The sequence below is a fragment of the Micromonospora fulviviridis genome (assembly GCF_014648395.1).
GTDB classification, from domain to species: Bacteria; Actinomycetota; Actinomycetes; order Mycobacteriales; family Micromonosporaceae; genus Micromonospora; species Micromonospora fulviviridis.
The window spans coordinates 295,024-312,622 of the sequence record NZ_BMRA01000007.1 but is presented as its reverse complement, the minus strand read 5'-3'; the positions used below and the strand labels follow the sequence as shown (position 1 = coordinate 312,622).

The 17,599-nt window shown below is 76.4% G+C and carries 16 protein-coding genes; 5 read left to right on the top strand and 11 right to left on the bottom strand.

Going from position 1 to position 17,599, the window contains the following annotated elements:
* Positions 1-3: 3 nt before the first annotated feature.
* The 3 genes from pip to IEY96_RS20675 form a co-directional block, all read right to left on the bottom strand.
* Positions 4-960, bottom strand: a complete 957-nt coding sequence (gene pip / locus IEY96_RS20685; RefSeq protein WP_189196447.1) for a prolyl aminopeptidase — start codon at positions 958-960, stop codon at positions 4-6.
* A gap of 43 nt (positions 961-1,003) precedes the next feature.
* Positions 1,004-1,378: a hypothetical protein gene (locus tag IEY96_RS20680; protein ID WP_189196446.1), complete on the bottom strand. Its 375-nt coding sequence runs from the start codon at positions 1,376-1,378 to the stop codon at positions 1,004-1,006.
* 84 nt (positions 1,379-1,462) lie between these two features.
* Entirely contained in the window at positions 1,463-2,332 is an 870-nt protein-coding gene (locus tag IEY96_RS20675) for an alpha/beta fold hydrolase (RefSeq protein ID WP_189196445.1), read from the bottom strand.
* 132 nt (positions 2,333-2,464) lie between these two features.
* Between IEY96_RS20675 and IEY96_RS20670 the strand changes: the two genes are divergently transcribed.
* Positions 2,465-5,791, top strand: a complete 3,327-nt coding sequence (locus tag IEY96_RS20670; RefSeq protein ID WP_229791741.1) for an ATP-binding protein — start codon at positions 2,465-2,467, stop codon at positions 5,789-5,791.
* A gap of 104 nt (positions 5,792-5,895) precedes the next feature.
* On the opposite strand, the gene IEY96_RS20665 is transcribed toward IEY96_RS20670, so the two are convergent.
* From IEY96_RS20665 to IEY96_RS20650, 4 genes are all read right to left on the bottom strand, one after another.
* The gene (locus tag IEY96_RS20665) at positions 5,896-7,413 is read right to left on the bottom strand and encodes a coiled-coil domain-containing protein (protein WP_189196444.1); all 1,518 of its coding nucleotides are present in this window, start codon (positions 7,411-7,413) and stop codon (positions 5,896-5,898) included.
* A gap of 111 nt (positions 7,414-7,524) precedes the next feature.
* Positions 7,525-8,487: an anti-sigma factor RsbA family regulatory protein gene (locus IEY96_RS20660; protein WP_189196443.1), complete on the bottom strand. Its 963-nt coding sequence runs from the start codon at positions 8,485-8,487 to the stop codon at positions 7,525-7,527.
* Positions 8,484-9,311, bottom strand: coding sequence for an MEDS and STAS domain-containing protein (locus IEY96_RS20655; RefSeq protein WP_189196442.1), 828 nt, complete (start codon positions 9,309-9,311; stop codon positions 8,484-8,486). Before IEY96_RS20655 ends, IEY96_RS20660 begins: the two co-directional genes overlap by 4 nt.
* Positions 9,312-9,416: 105 nt before the next feature.
* Positions 9,417-10,520, bottom strand: a complete 1,104-nt coding sequence (locus tag IEY96_RS20650) for a hypothetical protein (protein ID WP_189196441.1) — start codon at positions 10,518-10,520, stop codon at positions 9,417-9,419.
* 220 nt (positions 10,521-10,740) lie between these two features.
* On the opposite strand from IEY96_RS20650, the gene IEY96_RS20645 reads away from it, so the two are divergent.
* Positions 10,741-11,199, top strand: coding sequence for a GNAT family N-acetyltransferase (locus IEY96_RS20645; RefSeq protein ID WP_189196440.1), 459 nt, complete (start codon positions 10,741-10,743; stop codon positions 11,197-11,199).
* A 26-nt stretch (positions 11,200-11,225) separates the two neighbouring features.
* Here the strand turns inward: IEY96_RS20645 and IEY96_RS20640 are convergent, their stop codons facing one another.
* Entirely contained in the window at positions 11,226-11,741 is a 516-nt protein-coding gene (locus tag IEY96_RS20640) for a 2'-5' RNA ligase family protein (protein ID WP_148431019.1), read from the bottom strand.
* An 85-nt stretch (positions 11,742-11,826) separates the two neighbouring features.
* On the opposite strand from IEY96_RS20640, the gene IEY96_RS20635 reads away from it, so the two are divergent.
* Complete coding sequence (locus tag IEY96_RS20635) at positions 11,827-12,336, top strand: mycothiol transferase (protein WP_189196439.1); 510 nt, start codon at positions 11,827-11,829, stop codon at positions 12,334-12,336.
* Here IEY96_RS20635 and IEY96_RS20630 read toward each other — a convergent pair.
* On the bottom strand, positions 12,320-13,294 hold the full coding sequence (locus IEY96_RS20630) for a glycoside hydrolase family 88 protein (RefSeq protein ID WP_229791740.1): 975 nt from the start codon (positions 13,292-13,294) through the stop codon (positions 12,320-12,322). The two genes, IEY96_RS20635 and IEY96_RS20630, sit on opposite strands and share 17 nt — an antisense overlap.
* 155 nt (positions 13,295-13,449) lie before the next feature.
* Here IEY96_RS20630 and IEY96_RS20625 point away from each other — a divergent pair, with 155 nt between their 5' ends.
* On the top strand, positions 13,450-13,833 hold the full coding sequence (locus IEY96_RS20625; RefSeq protein ID WP_189196437.1) for an SCP2 sterol-binding domain-containing protein: 384 nt from the start codon (positions 13,450-13,452) through the stop codon (positions 13,831-13,833).
* Positions 13,830-15,917: an amylo-alpha-1,6-glucosidase gene (locus IEY96_RS20620; RefSeq protein WP_189196436.1), complete on the top strand. Its 2,088-nt coding sequence runs from the start codon at positions 13,830-13,832 to the stop codon at positions 15,915-15,917. Before IEY96_RS20625 ends, IEY96_RS20620 begins: the two co-directional genes overlap by 4 nt.
* Positions 15,918-15,942: 25 nt before the next feature.
* On the opposite strand, the gene IEY96_RS20615 is transcribed toward IEY96_RS20620, so the two are convergent.
* Both IEY96_RS20615 and IEY96_RS20610 read right to left on the bottom strand, forming a co-directional pair.
* Entirely contained in the window at positions 15,943-16,671 is a 729-nt protein-coding gene (locus tag IEY96_RS20615; protein WP_189196435.1) for a Pr6Pr family membrane protein, read from the bottom strand.
* A 108-nt stretch (positions 16,672-16,779) separates the two neighbouring features.
* The gene (locus IEY96_RS20610) at positions 16,780-17,598 is read right to left on the bottom strand and encodes a hypothetical protein (RefSeq protein ID WP_189196434.1); all 819 of its coding nucleotides are present in this window, start codon (positions 17,596-17,598) and stop codon (positions 16,780-16,782) included.
* Position 17,599: the final 1 nt, after the last annotated feature.

The window sequence follows — 17,599 nt, the reverse complement described above, 5'->3', positions numbered from 1 at the left end:
GGCTCAGCCGAGCAGGTCGGCGAAGCGGTCGGTGGCTCGGAGCAGCTCGCGGGCGATGCCCGGCTCGGCGGCGGAGTGGCCGGCGTCGGGCACGATCCGCAGCTCGGCCTCGGGCCAGCGCCGGGCCAGGTCGTACGCGGACACCGGCGGGCAGCACAGGTCGTAGCGGCCGTTGATGATCACGGCCGGCAGGTGGCGGATCCGGTCCACGCCGTCGAGCAGTTGCGTCTCGGTGAGGAACCCGCCGTGCACGGCGTAGTGCGACAGGATCCGGGCGATCGGCAGCGCCTGCTCCTCGGCGGTGAAGTGGGCGAGCACCCCGGGGTCGGGGCGCAGCGAGGAGTTGACCGCCTCCCAGCGCCCCCAGGCGACCGCGCAGGCCCGCGCCTCGGCCTCGTCGGGCCCGTGCAGCCGCCGGTGGTACGCGGCCAGCACGTCGTCCCGCTCGGCGGCGGGGATCGGGGCGACGAAGCGTTCCCACTCGTCCGGCTGGAGGTGGCGCAGGCCGCCCTGGTAGAACCAGTCCCGCTCGCTGCGCCGCAGGAGCAGCACCCCGCGCAGGATCAGCCCGGTGACCCGGTCCGGGTGGGCCTGGGCGTACGCCAGGCCGAGGGTGACCCCCCACGACCCGCCGAACACCAGCCAGGAGTCGATCCCGAGCCGTTCCCGGATCGTCTCCAGGTCGGCCACCAGGTGCCCGGTGGTGTTGGCCCGCAGCTCACCGAACGGGGTGCTGCGCCCCGCGCCGCGCTGGTCGAACAGCACGGCGCGGTAGCGTCGCGGGTCGAAGAACCGCCGCGCCGCCGGCACCAGGCCGCCGCCGGGCCCGCCGTGCAGGAAGACCACGGGTACGCCGTCCGGCGTGCCCACCTCCTCCACGTAGAGCTGGTGGCCGTCGCCGACGGCGATCCGGTGGGTGGCGTACGGCTCGACGGGCGGGTGGAGGCGCGGCTCGGTCATGCCGCACCATCCTGCCCGCCCGCCGCCGATCGTGCGGGGACGGTCAGCAGGCGATGTTGCTGCCGAGGTTGTCCAGCAGGGCGTCGGCGACCCAGCCGGACACCCCGGTGGTGGTGTCCTTCAGGTAGGTCCAGGTGTAGGTGGTGTGCCCGTTCGCGCTCACCCGGTCGCCGCTGGCGAAGCAGTGGAAGTCGACGCTGTGGCTGAGCTGGCCGTAGCCGAGCGAGCCGCAGGTGGTGTGCGGGCCGGTGCGGATGTTGACGTTGGTCGCGTTGAAGAGCGTGCCGAACTTGGTGTCGATGTTGGAGTGCGAGTGGCTGCAGGTCGCGCTGGCCGGGCCCGCCACGCTCACCACCGCGACACCGGTGCAGCCGACCGTCAGTGTGACCGCTGCCGCGATCGAGGAAACCTTCCGCATGCCGATCAACCCCCCGAACCTCAGACCACACGTAAAGTGATCCGAATATTTACATCTTTCACGGTGCTGGGCAAGGGTGCTCCCTCACCGGGCCAGCAGCGCGCGCAACTCCTTCACGACCTCGGCCGGCGCCTCCTCGGCCATGAAGTGGCCGTACGACACCGGCACGTGCCGCAGGTCCGGCGCCCAGGCCCGCCAGCGCGCCGCCGCGTCGAAACCGAGCGCGGCGCCCCAGTCCTGCTGGAGCACGGTGACCGGCATCCGCAGCACGGTGCCCGCCGCCCGGTCCGCCTCGTCGTGCGCGAGGTCGACGCCGGCCGACGCCCGGTAGTCCGCCACGATCGAGGGCACCGCCGCCCGGCAGGCCCGCAGGTACGCGGCCCGCACGTCGGCGGGGATCGCGTCCGGGTCGCCGGCCCACAGGTCGAGGAAGTGCCCGAAGAACTCGTCCGGCGCGGCGCCGATGAGCCGCTCGGGCAGGCCCGGCGGCTGGGCCATCAGGTAGAGGTGGAAGCCGACGGCGGCGGTGACGCCGTGCAGCACCTCCCAGGAGTCGAGGGTGGGCAGCACGTCCAGCGCGGCCAGGTGGGTGACCGTCTCCGGGTGGTCCAGGCCGGCGCGGATCGCCACGAGGGCGCCCCGGTCGTGCCCGGCCAGGGCGAACCGCTCGTGCCCCAGCGCCCGGGCCAGCGCCACCACGTCGGCGGCCATCGTCCGCTTGGCGTACGCGGTGCCGTCGGTGTCGACGGGCTTGTCGCTGTCGCCGTAGCCGCGCAGGTCGGGGCAGATGACCGTGTGGTCGGCGGCGAGGTCCGCGGCGACGTGGCGCCACATCAGGTGGGTCTGCGGGAAGCCGTGCAGCAGCACCACCGGGCTGCCGCTGCCGCCCACCGCGGCGTGCAGGGCGACGCCGTCGGCGACGGTGACGCGGTGCTGCGCGAATCCGTTGATCATGAGGGGTCCTCTCCGGGTGTGATCGGGTACCCGTCGAGCCTGCCCGGGGCCGGTCAGTGGCCGATCAGCATCGGATGAGTGCCCTGGTCGGGCCGCCGGTGCGGGCGCACCGGGCTGCCTAGAGTGGGCGGGGTGACCAGCCCGCCGCGCGTACCCGGAGTGACCTTCGGGGTGCTCGGGCCGCTGGTGGCGGCCGGCGACCGCGGCCCGGTGGCGCTGCGGGGCGCCCGCCAGCGCGCGGTGCTGGCCCGCCTGCTGGTCGCCGGGGGCCGGGTCGTGCCGGTCGACCGGCTCGTCGACGACCTGTGGGCGGAGCCGCCGCAGGGCGCGGTCGGCGCGGTCCGGACCTTCGTGGCCGACCTGCGCCGGGCCCTGGAGCCCGACCGGCCGCCGCGACAGCCGGCCCGGCTGCTGGTCACGGCCCCACCCGGGTACGCGCTCGCGGCCGCCCCCGAGGCGGTCGACGCGGGCCGGTTCGAGGCGGCCGTCGGGGCGGCGGGGGAGCTGCTGGCGGCCGGGCGGCCCGGCCCGGCGCTGGCCGCCCTGGACGACGCGCTCGCCCTCTGGCGCGGCCCCGCCTACGCGGAGTTCGCGGGCGAGCCCTGGGCGCGGGCGGAGATCGACCGGCTGGACGAGCTGCGGAATCTCGCCGTCGCGCGGCGCGCCGAGGCGCTGCTGGCCCTGGGCCGGGCCGCCGAGGCCGCCAGCGACCTGCGCGCCCAGGCCGCCGCCCAGCCGCTGCGGGAGGAGAACTGGCGGCTGCTCGCGGTCGCCCTCTACCGGGCGGGCCGGCAGGGCGACGCGCTCGCCGCGCTGCGGGAGGCCCGAGCGGTGCTGGTCCGGGAGCTGGGGGTGGACCCCGGGCCCCGGCTGCGCCGGCTGGAGGCCGACATCCTCGCCCAGGCCCCGCACCTCGACCCGACGCAGCCCACCGCGGTCCCTCCGCCCACCCGGCTCCCGGTGCCCGCCCCCGTTGCGCCGCCCGCCCCGGTCCCGCCGCCGGCCCCGGTTCCGGTGACCGACGGGGGAGCGGCGCAGGAGCGGCGGCCCTTCGTGGGGCGGGTGGCCGAGCTGGCGAGCCTGACGGGGCTCGCCGGGGAGGTGGCCCGGCGCGGGCGGCCCGCCCTCGCGCTGGTCTCCGGCGATGCCGGCGCGGGAAAGACCGCGTTCGTCGAGGCGCTGGCCGACCGGCTCGCCGCCGGCGGCTGGACCTGCGCCGTCGGACGGGTCCCCGAGTACGAGGGCGCCCCGGCCGCCTGGCCGTGGACGCAGCTCGCCGCCGCCCTGCCCGACGCGGCGGAACGGGCGGAACCGGCGGTCGCCGCGGTGGCCGGCGGGTCCTCCGGCGCGCCGGTTCCCGGTGGCGTGTCCGACCGGCCGGTCGGTGACGCTCCGGCGGACGTGCCGGGCGCCGACGAGCCGGCCGTGGCCCGGTACCGGCTGCACCGGATCGCGGGCACCCGGCTCGGCGCGGCGGCGCGGCGCGGGCCGGTGCTGCTGGTCCTCGACGACCTGCACCGGGCCGACGAGGACACCCTCGACCTGCTGACCGCGCTGTTCACCGGGCCGGAGCCGGTGACCGGGCCGGTGCTGGCGGTCGGCACGTACCGGGCCACCGGGATCACCCCGGCGCTGACCGGGGCCCTGGCCCGCCTCGCCCGCACCGAACCGGTCCGGGTCTACCTGGGCGGGCTCGCCGAGGCGGAGACCGCCGACCTGGTCCGGGCGGTCGCCGGGCCGGCCGACGAGGACACCGTGCGGGTGCTGCACCGGCGCAGCGGCGGCAACCCGTTCTTCGCCCGGGAACTGGCCCGGCTGCTCGCCGCCGAGGGGGCCGCCGCGCTCGACACCGTCCCGGCCGGCGTGCGGGACGTCATCCGGCACCGCCTGGCGCAGCTGCCCGGGCCGACCCGGACCGTGCTGCGGCAGGCCGCGGTGCTCGGCCGTGACCTCGACGCGGACGTGCTGGCCGCGCTGGCCGGCGAGGAGGCCATGCTGGACGCCGTGGACCGGGCCGCGCAGGCCGGCTTCCTCACCCCCGACGGCACCCGCTTCGGCCACATCCTGGTCCGCGACACCCTCTACACCGACCTGTCCGCCCCGCGCCGGGCCCGCTGGCACGCCGCCGTCGGGGCGGCGCTCGAACGGCTCCGGCCCGACGACGTCGCCGCCCTCGCCCACCACTTCGGACAGGCCCCCGGTCCGGACGCCGCGACCCGAGCCGCCCGGTACGCCGCTGCCGCCGCGCAACGGGCCGAGCGGCGCAGCCACCCACACGAGGCGGCCCGGCTCTGGCAGCAGGCCGTCGCCGCCCACGACCGGGCCGGCGGGAACGACCTACGCGGGCGGCTGGCGGCGGTCATCGGCTGGGGCCGCAACCTCGCCGTAACCGGCCACCTCGACCGCACCCGCGGGCTGCGGGCCGAGGCGGTCGCCACCGTCGAACGGCTCGCCGACCCCGGGCTCACCGCGGACGTGCTGGCCGCGTTCGACGTGCCGGCCGTCTGGACCCGCAACGACGACGAGGAGCTGTCCCGGCGCATCGTCGCCGCCGCCGAGGCCGCCCTCGCCGCGCTCCCCGCCGACCAGGCCGCCCGGCGCGGCCGGCTGCTCTGCACCCTCGCCCTGGAGCTGCGCGGAGAGACCGGCGACCGGGGCCGGCGCGCGGCCACCGAGGCGGAGGGGATCGCCCGCCGGCTCGGTGACCCGGCGCTGCTGGCCTTCGCGCTCAACGCCCGCTTCATGCACTCGTTCGACCGGGCCGGCCGGTCCCCGGAACGCGCCCGCGTCGGCGCCGAACTGGTCGACCTGGCCGCCCGGCACGGGCTGGTCACCTTCGAGGTGCTCGGGCACCTCATCGCACTCCAGGCGCACTGCGCCCGCGCCGACCTCGCCGCCGCCGACGCCCACGCGGCCGCCGCCGACCGGCTCGCCGCCCGCTACGAGCTGCCGCTGGTCGGCGTCTTCACCGCCTGGTACGCCGCCCTCCGGCTCGCCGTCGCGGGCCGCCGCGCCGAGGCCGAGGCGGCGTACCGGGCGGCGGCCGTCCGGCTCGACGCCGGGCAGATGCCGGGCATGGCGGGCGGGCTGCTGCCGTTCGCCCTGCTCTGCCTGCGCCTGTCCACCGGGGACGACCTCGCTCCGGCGCTGGGCGACGCCGCCGCCACCGGCCCGTACGCGCCGTGGGTCCGGCCGCTGGCGCTGCTCGCCGCGGGAAGCCGGGGCGAGGCTGCCGCCGCGCTGCGCTCCCTGCCGGAGTCGCCGCACGATCTGCTGCGCGAGGCCCGGCTGTGCGTCGCCGCCCGGGCCGCCCTCGTCCTCGACGACCGGCCCACCATGGCGCGGCTGCACGCCGCGCTGCGCCCCGCCGCCGACGAGCTGGCCGGCGCGGGCAGCGGCGTGCTCACGGCGGGTCCGGTGGCCGGCTACCTCGCCGACCTGGCCGCCGCCCTCGCCTGACCGCGCCACCTCATCCGCGCGTGCCGCCGGCTCGCCGAGCTGGTCGACCCGGCAGCCCGGGACACCGCCAGGCCGCCGGCCGGCGGTCCTCGCGCGAGAGCGGGTCAGGCGTTGGCGGGCACGCCGCCGTCCGGACCGGCCGCCGGCTCCGCGGTGCCCTCCGCCTCGGGTGCGGGCCGCTGTGCGGGGGCGCGCACCGCGAACGCGTCGAAGCTCGGCCGGTCCAGGGAGGCCCGCTCCAGGAACGGCTCGGCGCGGGGGCGCTCCCCGTCGGCCGGCTCGGCGGGCTCGGGGTCGGTCGTCAGGACGGCCGGGTCGACCAGCACGGCCGGGGCGGGCACCACCACCGGGGTGGCCTCCGCGGGCGCGGCGACCGGGCGCGGCGTCACCTGCGGGTACTCGGCCGTCTCCACGCCGCCCGCGGCGGCCGCCATGACCGCCGCGGCGGCCAGGTCGGCGACCCGCTTGGCCTCCCGCTGCACCCGGGCCCGGGTCTCCTTGGCGTGCTGCTCGGCCAGGTCCGCCGCCCGGCGCGCCTCGTCCAGCCGCTTGGTCTCGGCGGCCAGGTCCCGGCGTACCTCGACCAGCTGCTCCTCCAGCGCGGCGCCCTGCTGCTCGATCGTGCCGATCTCCCGGCGGGTGCTCTCCAGCTGCTGCTCGACCGTCTCCAGCTCGGCCTGGAGCTGGGTGAGGGCCTCCTGCCGCTGCTGGACCTCCTGCTGCACCGTGGCGAGCTGCTCCTGGTGCGCCGCCGTCTCCTCGTCGGCCCGCTCGCGGACCTCGGTGGCGTACTGCTGGGCCTCGGCGACCAGGGCGGCGATGTCCCGTTCGGCGGCGCTGGCCCGATCGGCCAGTTCCTGCTCGGCGGCGGCCCGCCGCTCGTCCAGCTCGCGGGCCATGGTGGCCTGCCACTGGGCCAGCTCCTGCTGGGCCTTGCTCCGGTTGGCCTGCACCTCCTGCTGGATCTGCGTACGCGCCGCCTTCACCAGCGCCTCCGACGCGGAGCGCGCCTGCTCGACCTGCTGGGCGCTCTGCTCGGCGATCCGCTTCGCCTCCTGCTGGGCCCGGTCGTGGGCGGCCTGCCCCTCGGTGCGCAGCTTCTCCGTCAGCTCCCGGATCGCGGTCAGCTCCGCCTGCGCGGCGGTCCGCCGCTCCTCGTCCGCCTTCTCCTGCTCGGCCCGGCGGGTGGACAGCTCCTCGGCCAGCTCGCGCCGCTCCCGCTCGGCCTCCTCGCGCGCGGTGGCCAGCACCTTCTCCGCCTGCGCCTGCAGGTCGGCGGCGCGCTTGGTGGCCGCCTCGGTGATCTGCCCGGCCTGCCGCTCGGCCAGGTCGAGGATCTGGTCGACCATCGGGCCGAGGTCGCGGAAGGACGCCCGGTCCACCTGCGTGGGGCGCTGGCGCAGCTCGGCGGCCTCGGTCTGCGCCCGCTGCGCCTGCACGGTCAGCTCCCGGACCTGCGCGTACGCCCGGTCCCGGTCGGCCGTCAAGGCGGTCAGCTCGCCGTCCATCTGCTCGACGTACCGGTCCACCTGGCGTTTGTCGTAGCCACGCAGCGCCGGGTCGAACCTCGGTCGCGCGGACACGTCGTCGTGGGGTGCGAACGGTTCCTCGCCGTTGGACATGCGCCATCCTCCGTCGGTTCGCCAGCGCCAGGCCGGCGGATGACCGCCCCGCAGGGCATGATGAGGCGCAACGGTACCGCCGTCGGCGCGCGGCTTCCGCCCCGCCCCGCCTCAGACCGGGAAGTGCGGGTTCCCCGCGGTCAACCGGATGGTGAAGCCGTCGGCGTCCCGGTGCAGCGCCACATGGTCGCAGGACTGGTGGCTGATCCACAATCCCAGGCCGCCGGCGGCGCCGTTGCCGGCCGGCAGCAACCCGGCGTACGGGTCGGTGGGGCCGGGGCCGCGGTCCTGCACGGTGACCACGATCCGGTCCGCGGCGCTCCATACCCGCACCCGCACCGGCGGCACGCCGTGCCGCAGCGCGTTGCTCACCACCTCGCTGACCGACACGACCAGGTCGTCGACGCCGTCGGCGGGAAGCTGGCCCCGGTGGGCGGCGCGTACCGCGTCCCGGGCCTCGGCGGGGGTCGGGTCGGTCAGCTCGACGGTCGGCGCCGTCCGCTGCACCGGGTCGGGCAGCATCAGTCGCTGCTCGGTCAGATATTTCGGCGGCTCGGTGTAGTCGTCGGTCGGCACGTGGCTGCCGTCCGGCTGCGCCACCCGGGGATGGGTCCGCGTCACCTCCGCCAGCACCCGGGGCGCGGTGGTCCGGGTGTCGTACGCGCACATGCTCCACAGCGGGAAGTCGTCGTAGGCGTGGTTGATGGCCGACTCGTAGCGGGCCCACCAGTCCCAGGTGGCGCCGAGCACGGCCTGCGGCAGCTCGCCGACGATGCGGATCTGCCGGGCGCCGTCGGCCACGTACGAGGCGAGCAGCTTGCGGTAGGAGCGGATCGCGGCGGTGGGTCGGGCGTAGACGTCGCCGCCGGGCAGGAAGGTGACCTTGGCGCCGCCGGGCAGGGCGCGGCGGACCAGCTCCCCGTTGCGCGCGCCGAGGCCCACCACGGTCGGCTCGCCGGCCTCGACCCCGCCGAGCAGGAACGGCAGCACCACGGCCAGCAGGTGCTCGTCCGAGTCGTAGAGGATCGCCTCGTGGTAGTAGCCCACGTGACCGGCGGCGGCTCCCGTCCTCATCGGAGCACCTCCACCCGCACCTCGTCGAGGTCCAACAGCTCGACCAGCCGGGCCGCGGCGGAGCGCGAGGTGCGCAGTACGACGGTGGCGTCGTGCCGGCGGGCGTGCTCGCCCAGGTGCAGCAGGCTGCGGTGGTCGACGAAACGCAGCCCGGTCGCGTCGAGTACGAGCCGGCCGTCGACCGGTCGCGGGTCGGCCCGGTGCAGCGCGGCGGCGAAGAGCCGGTGGTTGGACGGGTCCAGCTCGCCGGCGAGCTGGACGACCGCCTCGCCGCCCCCGGCGTGCAGCCGGAACAGCACATCGGTGTTGGTCTCGGGGTGCATGCAGGCCAGCTCGGCGATCGCCGCCTCGCTCAGCTCACGGCGGTCGTAGGCGCAGACGGCCGACATGGGGTGGTGTCGCATCCAGCGGTCGATGAGGTGCTCGTACCGGGTGAAGGCGTCCCGCTGGGCGACGCTGCGGACCAGCGCGGTGGCCTCGGCGAACACCCGCAGGCCGGTGTAGCCGGCGGCCAGCGCGTCGGTGGTGGCCGTCGCGTATGCCCGGACCTGCTTCTGCGGGTCCACGATCTCGTCGTGGCGGTAGGCGTGCTCCACCGGGAGCAGCCGGAGCGCCCGCCGGCGCAGCGCGTCGTCGCGACCGGGCAGGCGGTCCAGCCGGCGGGCGAGGGAATCGGGGTCACCGGGGGCGACCAGCCAGACCTGCTCGCCCGCCGCGAGGCCCGCGGCCAGGTGGGCGACCGCCCAGGCGTCCAGCGCCGCCGGGTCGTCGTAGGCGAGGCACACGTGACCGTACGCGGTCGACGACGCGCTGTTGCTGGTCACTCGGTCTGCCCCACGCGGCCAGTCTAGGCACACCCGGCGCCGGGGGCCTTCCGGCGGCCACCCCACCCCGGCCCGGCGGGGCCGCACCGGGCTGGGCGGGGCGCCTCAGGCGAGTTGGAGGTTCCGCCAGGCGGTCGACTCCAGCGGCGGGTCGCCCAGTTCGAACTCGGCCCAGTTGTTCCAGTAGGCGACCGCGTCCACGTCGTTCTCCTGGCGCAGCCAGGTCACGTGGTCCTTGATCGCCTGGGCCCGGCCGGCGCCGGTGGTGTCGGCCGTGGTGCGGCTCAGCCCGTACTCGGGCACCAGCAACCGGATTCCCGGGTACGCGGCGCGCACCTTGCCGAACGCCACCCCGAACATCCGGGACGCCGGCCAGTACGTCGCGGTGTCCCGGGAGTAGCAGTCCACGCCGTAGTGGGTCATGCCCGGGTAGCCCCAGTCCGCCGGATTGCCGCGCCCCTCGTCCAGCCAGTAGCGGGTGACGATCGGGCCGTGCCCGAGGACCCACCGCCGGTTCCTGTGGGCCGCGACGATCTGCGCCACCCGGGTCGCCGTGGTCCGGTACGTGGCCGGCGTCACGTCGCCCATCGGCTCGTGGTACCAGGTCAGGTAGATCGGCCGGCTCAGCCCGTCCAGCCAGCCGGTCAACTGCTCGACGTCGTCCTTCCACGAGACGTGCATGACGGCCGCCGGGGCGTCGACGAACTTGCCGGCGTTCAGCGGCGGCAGCTCCGGCAGGGCGTCCGCGTCGCCGCCGTCCGTGCCGAAGTCGCGCATGTAGCGGATGCCCGGGTACTCGGCCACCGCCCGCTGGGTCCGCGCCCCCTTCTCGGCGCTCATCCCAACCAGCAGCGGCACGGTCAGGGTGGTGGTGCCGGTGCCGGTCCGGCCCGCGGCGTCCCGGGCCGTGGCGGTCAGCGTGACCGTGCCCCGGCCGGCCAGCACGGTCACCGTGAAGCGGGTCGGGTCGGTGGGGTTCGGCGTGACGGTCACCCCGGGCGCGGTGCTGCCGAGCTGGACGGTCAGCGGCACGCTCAGGTCCACCCGGACCGGGCTGTCCCAGGCGGCGCCGGTGGGGTCGCTGACCCGGCCGGAGAGGGTCAGCAGTCGCGAGTCGGGATGGTAGGCGTCCACCCGGACGGTGGTGGACTGCCCGGGCAGCAGGACGGTCGCTTCGGCGGTGACGGAACGGATGACGGGTGCGGCCATGGGATGCCTCCGTAAGGCGTGCTCGTGGCGCTCCGGCCGCACGTCCTCGGGTGGCCAGGACGGCCTTGACCTGCGCTTTTACCAGCTTGCGTCGGTTCGGCGGCATCGCCATCACCGGCAGCAGATGGCGAAAAACCCGGTCCGGCGGACGCGGGGAGCCGCCGCCCGGCGGCCCGGAAACCACTGGCCCCCGCCCGGTGCGGCCCGCATCCTGGACGGCGTGTCGATCACCGTACGGGAGCTGACCGGGGCGGACTGGCCGCGGCTGTGGCCGATGCTGCGGGACATGGGCGTCGGCGACGAGCCCGCCGAGGTCCACCGGGAGCGCTTCCTGCTGCTGCTCGCCGACCCCCGCTGGGCGCTGCTCGGCGCGGTGGACGACGACGGGCCGGCCGGGTACGCCGCCGCCCAGGACCACGGCCCGCACCTGCGCTCCGGCGACGCGCACCGCACCGTCCGCCTGCACGACCTGTACGTGTGCCCGGACCGGCGCCGGCGGGGCGTGGGCCGCGCGCTGCTCGCGGCGGTGTCGGAGTGGGCGGCCCGACGGGCCCGCCACCTGGAGTGGCAGGCCCACCGCGAGCGCGCGGCGCCCTTCTACGAGCGGCTCGGGCACCGCGGCCAGCCCTGCCCGCAGCCCGACTACCCGACCTTCCTGGTGGATTTCGGACCGCGCTGACCGCGTGCGGTTGGTCGGGGCGTAGGTCAGCCGAGCGGGTGGGAGATGCCCCGGGCGTGGTCGGTGACGGCCGCGCCGACCACGGTGGCCGTCAGCGGCAGCACCTCGAGGCAGCGGCGCACCGCCGCGGCCATCAGCGCGTTCGGCACCCGCATGGAGAGCGTGCAGTGCGGCACCCAGCGGCCCGGCTGGTAGTGCTCCACCAGCCCGATGCCGGCCCGGGCCAGCCGCTCGTGCACCGCGCCGTGGTGGGCCAGCAGCTCCGGCGTGGGGGCCGGCCCGAGCCAGAGCACCCGCCCGACGAACTGCCCGGCGTGCTGGAACTCCAGCCGCAGCGGTGCGGCCACCACCATCCCGGCGAGCGCCTCGGCGACCCGGTGCGGGTCGAGCCGCGGTGCGACCGCCAGCGAGACGTGCGGCCGGTGCCGCTGCTCCAGCAGCGACCGCATGCTCTGCACGCCCTCGGCCTCCAACGCGTCCCAGAGCACCCGGATGCGCCGGGTGGCGTCGGTGTCGAGATACAGCTCCAGCGCCGCGACCACGCGATCACCCTAAGGGGGTGAGGTTTGCCGCCGGGCCAGCGCGGTACTGCCCGGGTGGCACCGACGGCGGAGGAGCGTGGGACCCGTGGACGTGAACGACCTGCTGACCGAGGCGTACGGCCGGCTGCCGGATCTGGTGGCCGGGGCGCTCGACGGGCTCGGCCCGGAACAGCTGCGGCAGGCCCCGGCCGCCGGTTCGAACCCGGTGGGGTGGCTGGTCTGGCACCTGAGCCGGCTCCAGGACCACCACGTCGCCGACGTGATGGGGGAGGAGCAGCTCTGGGTCACCGGCGACTGGGCGGGGCGGTGCGGGCTGACCGCCGACCCGGACGACACGGGCTTCGCGCACGGCCCCGAGCAGGTCGCCGGCGTGCGGCCGGAGAGCGGCGGGGTCCTGCTCGACTACCACCGGGCGGTGGTCGACCGGACGCTGGCGTACCTGCGCGGGCTGGGCCCGGGGGACCTGGACCGGGTGGTCGACGAGAACTGGGACCCGCCGGTCACCCTCGGCGTGCGGCTGGTGAGCGTGCTCGACGACGACCTCCAGCACGTCGGCCAGGCCGCGTACGTGCGCGGGCTCATCCAGCGGGGCTGACCGCCGCCCGGGCCCGGTCCAGCGCGGCCTGCCCGAGCAGGTGGAACGCCTGCGCCTCAGGGGAGGTGCCCGGCCGGGCGAAGTCCGGCGCGCCGCTGACCCCGGCCACCCGCCCGCGGCGGTCGACCCGTCGGCTCGCCGCCGCCAGCAGTTCCGCGCCGGTGCCCAGCCAGGACGCCGGCAGCCAGCCGTCGGCCACCCCGGTCAGCGCCGCGTACCCGAGCAGCTGCGCGGTGTTCGCCTCGCGGAACGAGCCCGGGTCGTCGAGCACGTCGGGAAAGAGCCCGTCGTCGCCCCGGTACGCCAGGCAGGCGTCCAGCACCGTGCGGGCGTGGCCGGCCAGTTCGGCGCGGAGCCCGGCCGGCCAGTCCGGCGCGAGCCGCAGCGCCCGGGCGATCCCCGCGACCACCCAGCCGTTGCCGGTGCCCCACGGCTGTGGCCGGTCCAGCTCGCCCCGGTCCTCGTCCCAGCGGGCCGCGTAGAGGCCGGTGCGCGGGTCGAACAACCGGCGGCGGTGCCCGTCGACCTGCGCGGCCGCCAGGTCCGTCCGGCCGGCCAACGCGAGCAGCGGCACCACCATGTACACCGTGTCCGCCCACACCTGGCGGCCGTCGAGCAGGTGGAACAGGGTGCCGTCGGCGGCCCGGGGCGCCCGGGTGACCAGCCAGTCGAGCTGCGCGTCCAGCGCGGCGGTGAAGCGCGGATCCCCGTCGGTCGTGGCCGCGTACCGGACCACCTCGCCGCAGGCCGCGCCGTTGACCGCGCCGGCCTCGCCGGACACGTCGCCGAGCCGCCCGTCCGGGTGCTGCCGGGTCACCGCCGCGTCGGCGACCAGCACGGCCAGGTCACCGAGCCCGAGGTCGAGCAGGGCGTGCCCGGTCACCCCCTGCTCCCAGGACTGGCGCTGCATGGCCAGCAGCGCGGCGAGCACCCGATCGGTCGTGGCGTCCCCGGTCATCCCCATCGCTCCGGACTACCCGACTTCCGCCCCGCGCGCCAGCCCTGCTCTCACCCGCACGAGGTGATTTGGACTCACCCGGCCGGCGGGGAGGCTGCGGGAGCGGGCGGAGCCGCCCGGCGGTGAGCCGCGACGACGGACACGGGGAGGGACCGATGAGCGCCTCGGCTGCGGAGTACCTGGATCGGAAGGTCGCCGGCCGGCATCCCGACCTGCCGGAGACCACCGCCGGCACGCTGCGGTTGGACCTGCAGGACGGGGCGCGGACCGAACACTGGTATCTGACCATCGACGACCAGGAGGTCCGGGTGGCCCGCCTGGCCGACGAGGCCCAGCTGGTGGTCCGTGCCGACCGGGAGGTGTTCGACCGGATGGTCGCCGGCCGGCTGCACCCGGCCGCGGCGCTGCTGCGCAACGACCTCACCGCGCAGGGCGACCTGCGGCTGCTGCTGTCGCTGCGCCGGATCTTCCCGGGTCCGCCCGACGCCCGGCATCCCCGCGAGGTGGCCGGCGGGTGGAGCCGGGTGGGAATGCGATGAAGCAGGAGTTGGTGCACGTCCTCGCCGGCAACGCGTTCGCGCTCGGCGACGCACAGGGCGACATGGAGGTCGACCCGTACGCCCCGATCGGCCTGTTCTCGTTCGACACCCGCTTCCTGTCCCGCTGGGTGCTCACCGTCAACGGGGAGCGGCTGCACGCCCTGTCCCGGGACGAGCTGGCCTACTTCGAGACCCGGTTCGTGCTGGTCCCCGGCGCCGCCAGCCACTACGTGGACGCCGACGTCTCGGTGATCCGGCACCGGTCCATCAACGACAGCTTCAACGAGCGCCTCACCGTGCTCAACCACGCCGCCGAGCCCGCCGAGTTCACCGTGCGGATGGAGATCGGCAGCGACTTCGCCGACACCGCCGAGATCCTCCGCCCCGCGCCACGCCGGCCGGTGCTGACCGCCGACCCGGCCCAGCGGCAGCTGCGAATCTGCCACCAGCGGGACCGGTTCACCCGGGAGACCATCGTCTCCAGCACCGCGCCGGTGGAGGTCGACGAGCGGGGTATGACCTTCCGGATCCGGGTCGCCCCGAACGGCGCGTGGCACACCGACCTGCAGGTAGCCATGATCATCCACGGCGCCGGGGGACGTGATCTGCGAGCCAGTCTGGAGGCCCACCGCCAGCACGTCCACCAGGACATGCGCGAGGACCTCGCCCGCTGGTTCGACCACGCGCCGCAGCTCATCGCCGAACGGGAACCCCTGATGTCGGCGTACCGGCAGGCGCTGACCGACCTGGCCTCGCTGCGGTACGAGCCGCTGTCGTACACCGATCGGGTGCCGGTGGGCGGGCTGCCCTGGGCCATGGCGCTGTACGGCCGGGACGCCCTCATCACCTGCCTGGCGACGCTGCCGTTCACCCCGGAGCTGACCCCGGCGACGCTGCGCCTGCTCGCCCTGCTCCAGGGCGGGCGGCTCGACGACTACCACGACGAGGAGCCCGGGAAGATCCTCTCCGAGCTGCGGTACGGCGAGCAGGCCGCCTTCGGCGAGCAGCCCACGGCGCTCTACTACGGCGCGGCCGACACCACGCCGCTGTTCGTGATCCTGCTCGACGAGTACGAGCGCTGGACCGGCGACGCCGACCTGGTCCGGCAGTTGCGCCACCCGGCCCGGATGGCGCTGGACTGGCTCGACGAGTACGGCGACTCCACCGGCGACGGCTACCTGCGCTACCAGCCGCGCAACACGGTCAACGGGGTGGCCAACCAGACCTGGCGCAACTCGCCGGGGGCCATCGTCGACCGACACGCCGTCGAGCCGCCGTACCCCCGGGCGACCTGCGAGTTGCAGGGGTACGCGTACGACGCGAAGGTCCGGGGTGCCCGGCTGGCCCGGGAGATCTGGGGCGACCCCGGGTACGCCGACCGGCTGGAGGCCGAGGCCGCGCGGCTGCGCGAGCGGTTCGACCGGGACTTCTGGCTGCCGGACCGGGGCTATTACGCGCTGGCCCTCACCCCGGACGGGCAGCCGGTGGACGCGCTCACCTCCCACCTCGGGCACCTGCTGTGGAGCGGCATCGTCGAGCCCGAGCGGGCCGACGCGGTCGCCGCGCACCTGTCCAGTCCGGAACTCTTCTCCGGCTGGGGAGTGCGCACGTACGCCACCGGGCAGCGGCCGTACAACCCGGTCGGCGCCCATCTCGGCGCGGTCTGGCCGTCGGACAACGCGCTCGTCGCGGCGGGCCTGCGCCGCTACGGGTACGACGCCGAGGCGGCCCAGGTCGTGGCCGGCATCTTCGCCGTGGCGGAGACGCTCGGCGGCTCGGTGCCGGAGGTGATCGCCGGCTACCCGCGCGACGTCACGAAGTACCCGGTCCAGCTGCCGGCGGCCGGCCGGCCGCAGTCGTGGGCCTCCGGCGGCCTGCTGATGCTGATCGCCACCATGCTCGGGCTGCGTCCGTGCGGGGAGAACCTGCTGGTGAACCCGTGCGTCCCCGACGGGTACGGCCGGATCGAGCTGCTGGATGTGCCGGGGCGCTGGGGGCGGGCCGACTCCTACGGCCGCGACCGCACCACGGGCCGGCGGATCCGGGTCGGTGGCCCGGCCGGTGAGCGGCGCGCCGCCGGGTGACCGTAGAGCGTCCGGCCGCCGCCGGTCAGCGTGGCCCTGCCGTGCTCTGCTCCGGCGTCGCGGCGGAGGCCGCGCCCTGCTCGGGCGTGGCGGCGGAGGTCGGGGCCGGCTCGGCCGGCACGGCGCGGGCCCGGCCGGCCAGCCCCCGGTCGACGCCGACGAGGAGGAGCCCGAGCAGCCAGAACGCGACGGCGAAGAAGAGCGCGCTCAGCCCCACGCCGCCGTAGCCGAGCTGCCCGGCGTCGAGGAACGGGTACGGGTAGCGGTGCACGACGAGCCCCCGCACCAGGGCGAACCCGAGGTACGCCAGCGGGAACGCCAGCCACCAGGCGGCGTACCGCGGGCGCAGCCGGCCACGGCGGTCGAACAGCGCCCAGTCGGCGATCGCGAGCAGCGGCACCACGGTGTGCAGGAACTGGTTGCCCCACCACTCGCCCGGCTCCCGGTGCGGCTGGACCATGGCGAACGGGCTGGCCGGGTTGGCGAGCACCAGGTGGTAGACGGTGCCCGTGATGGTGATGTAGAGCGTCACGGCGCCCTTGAGCGCGCTCGGCGGCTCCGGTCGGCCCTGCCAGGCCCGCCAGGCGGCGTAGCCGGCGAAGACGCCGACGGCCACGTTGCTCTGGATGGTGAAGTACGGCAGCAGGCCGGTCACCGTGGCCGGGCCCAGCGCGGTGAGCACGATGCCGGCCACCACGCCGAGCACGACGGCCAGCCGGAAGAGGATCGCCAGTCGGCGACGCCGCGGAGTCACCGGGGCAAGCTATCAGCCGGTGCGGTGCCGGTCACCGGCCCGACCGGCCGGCCCCGGATCCGGCGCGGGCCGGGCAGCCCCAGCCGGGCGTGGGCGTCCCGGCGGGCGTCAGCGCGGGGAGGGGCGGACCGAGTCGGGCTTCTGCGCCGGCGGGTCGCCCGGGTCGGTGGTCGGCGCGAAACCGGCCGTCGGGCTGCTGGGCGCGGGCACCGGCTGACCGGTGACCCGTGCGGTCGACTCGGTGCCGGGCCGGTGCGTCGGGTCTGGGCTCGGCTGGGGCGGGGTCTTGTCGGCGCCGGGCTTGGTCGGCTTGTCCTTCCCGTGGAGCAGCCCCTCGCAGTAGCTGGCGACCTGGTCTCGCCCGCCAGCGGCCGAGACCAGGTCGGCGAAGGGAGGGGCATCCAGGGCTCGGCCCCGGTCCGCCTCGTTCTTGGCCCGATAGGCGGTGCAGAGCCCGGCCACCGCGGACGGGCTGCCCGACCCGTCGGTCGGGGCGGCGGCCGGGGTGGCCGGCTGGCTCGGCCCGGCGGACTGCGTGGGCCGGCCGTCGGCCCCGGTGCTCGGGCTCGCGGTGGTGTCCGCGCCACCGCCGCCGCCCAGCGGGCCGGGCAGGTGGCCGGTCACGGCGGCGAGCGCGACGCCGCCGGTGGCGGTGGCCAGCAGGGCGCCCAGGGCGAGCTTCGCGCCGAGCAGCCCGGCGCGGAGCCGTCGCTCGGGACGGGACACCGTCACCGGGACCGCGTCGCCGGCCTGCGCCATGCGGAACGCCTCGAGGGCGGCCCCCTCACCACTGAGTTCGTGCGGGCGGGGAGCGGCGCGGACGGCGGCGAGGAACCGGACCAGCGCATCCGGACCGTCCTGCGCGTCGGCGGCGGGACCGACGAGCAGGCGCTCGACGGTCTCCTGGTCCATGCGGTGTCCGTTCATC

Bases quoted from the DNA above. Each gene is read 5' to 3' on its own strand.
- IEY96_RS20675 (WP_189196445.1), bottom strand. From the start codon at position 2,332: ATGATCAACGGATTCGCGCAGCACCGCGTCACCGTCGCCGACGGCGTC.
- pip (WP_189196447.1), bottom strand. From the start codon at position 960: ATGACCGAGCCGCGCCTCCACCCGCCCGTCGAGCCGTACGCCACCCAC.
- IEY96_RS20625 (WP_189196437.1), top strand. From the start codon at position 13,450: ATGAGCGCCTCGGCTGCGGAGTACCTGGATCGGAAGGTCGCCGGCCGG.
- IEY96_RS20650 (WP_189196441.1), bottom strand. From the start codon at position 10,520: ATGGCCGCACCCGTCATCCGTTCCGTCACCGCCGAAGCGACCGTCCTG.
- IEY96_RS20660 (WP_189196443.1), bottom strand. From the start codon at position 8,487: ATGAGGACGGGAGCCGCCGCCGGTCACGTGGGCTACTACCACGAGGCG.
- IEY96_RS20630 (WP_229791740.1), bottom strand. From the start codon at position 13,294: ATGACCGGGGACGCCACGACCGATCGGGTGCTCGCCGCGCTGCTGGCC.
- IEY96_RS20680 (WP_189196446.1), bottom strand. From the start codon at position 1,378: ATGCGGAAGGTTTCCTCGATCGCGGCAGCGGTCACACTGACGGTCGGC.
- IEY96_RS20610 (WP_189196434.1), bottom strand. From the start codon at position 17,598: ATGAACGGACACCGCATGGACCAGGAGACCGTCGAGCGCCTGCTCGTC.
- IEY96_RS20620 (WP_189196436.1), top strand. From the start codon at position 13,830: ATGAAGCAGGAGTTGGTGCACGTCCTCGCCGGCAACGCGTTCGCGCTC.
- IEY96_RS20665 (WP_189196444.1), bottom strand. From the start codon at position 7,413: ATGTCCAACGGCGAGGAACCGTTCGCACCCCACGACGACGTGTCCGCG.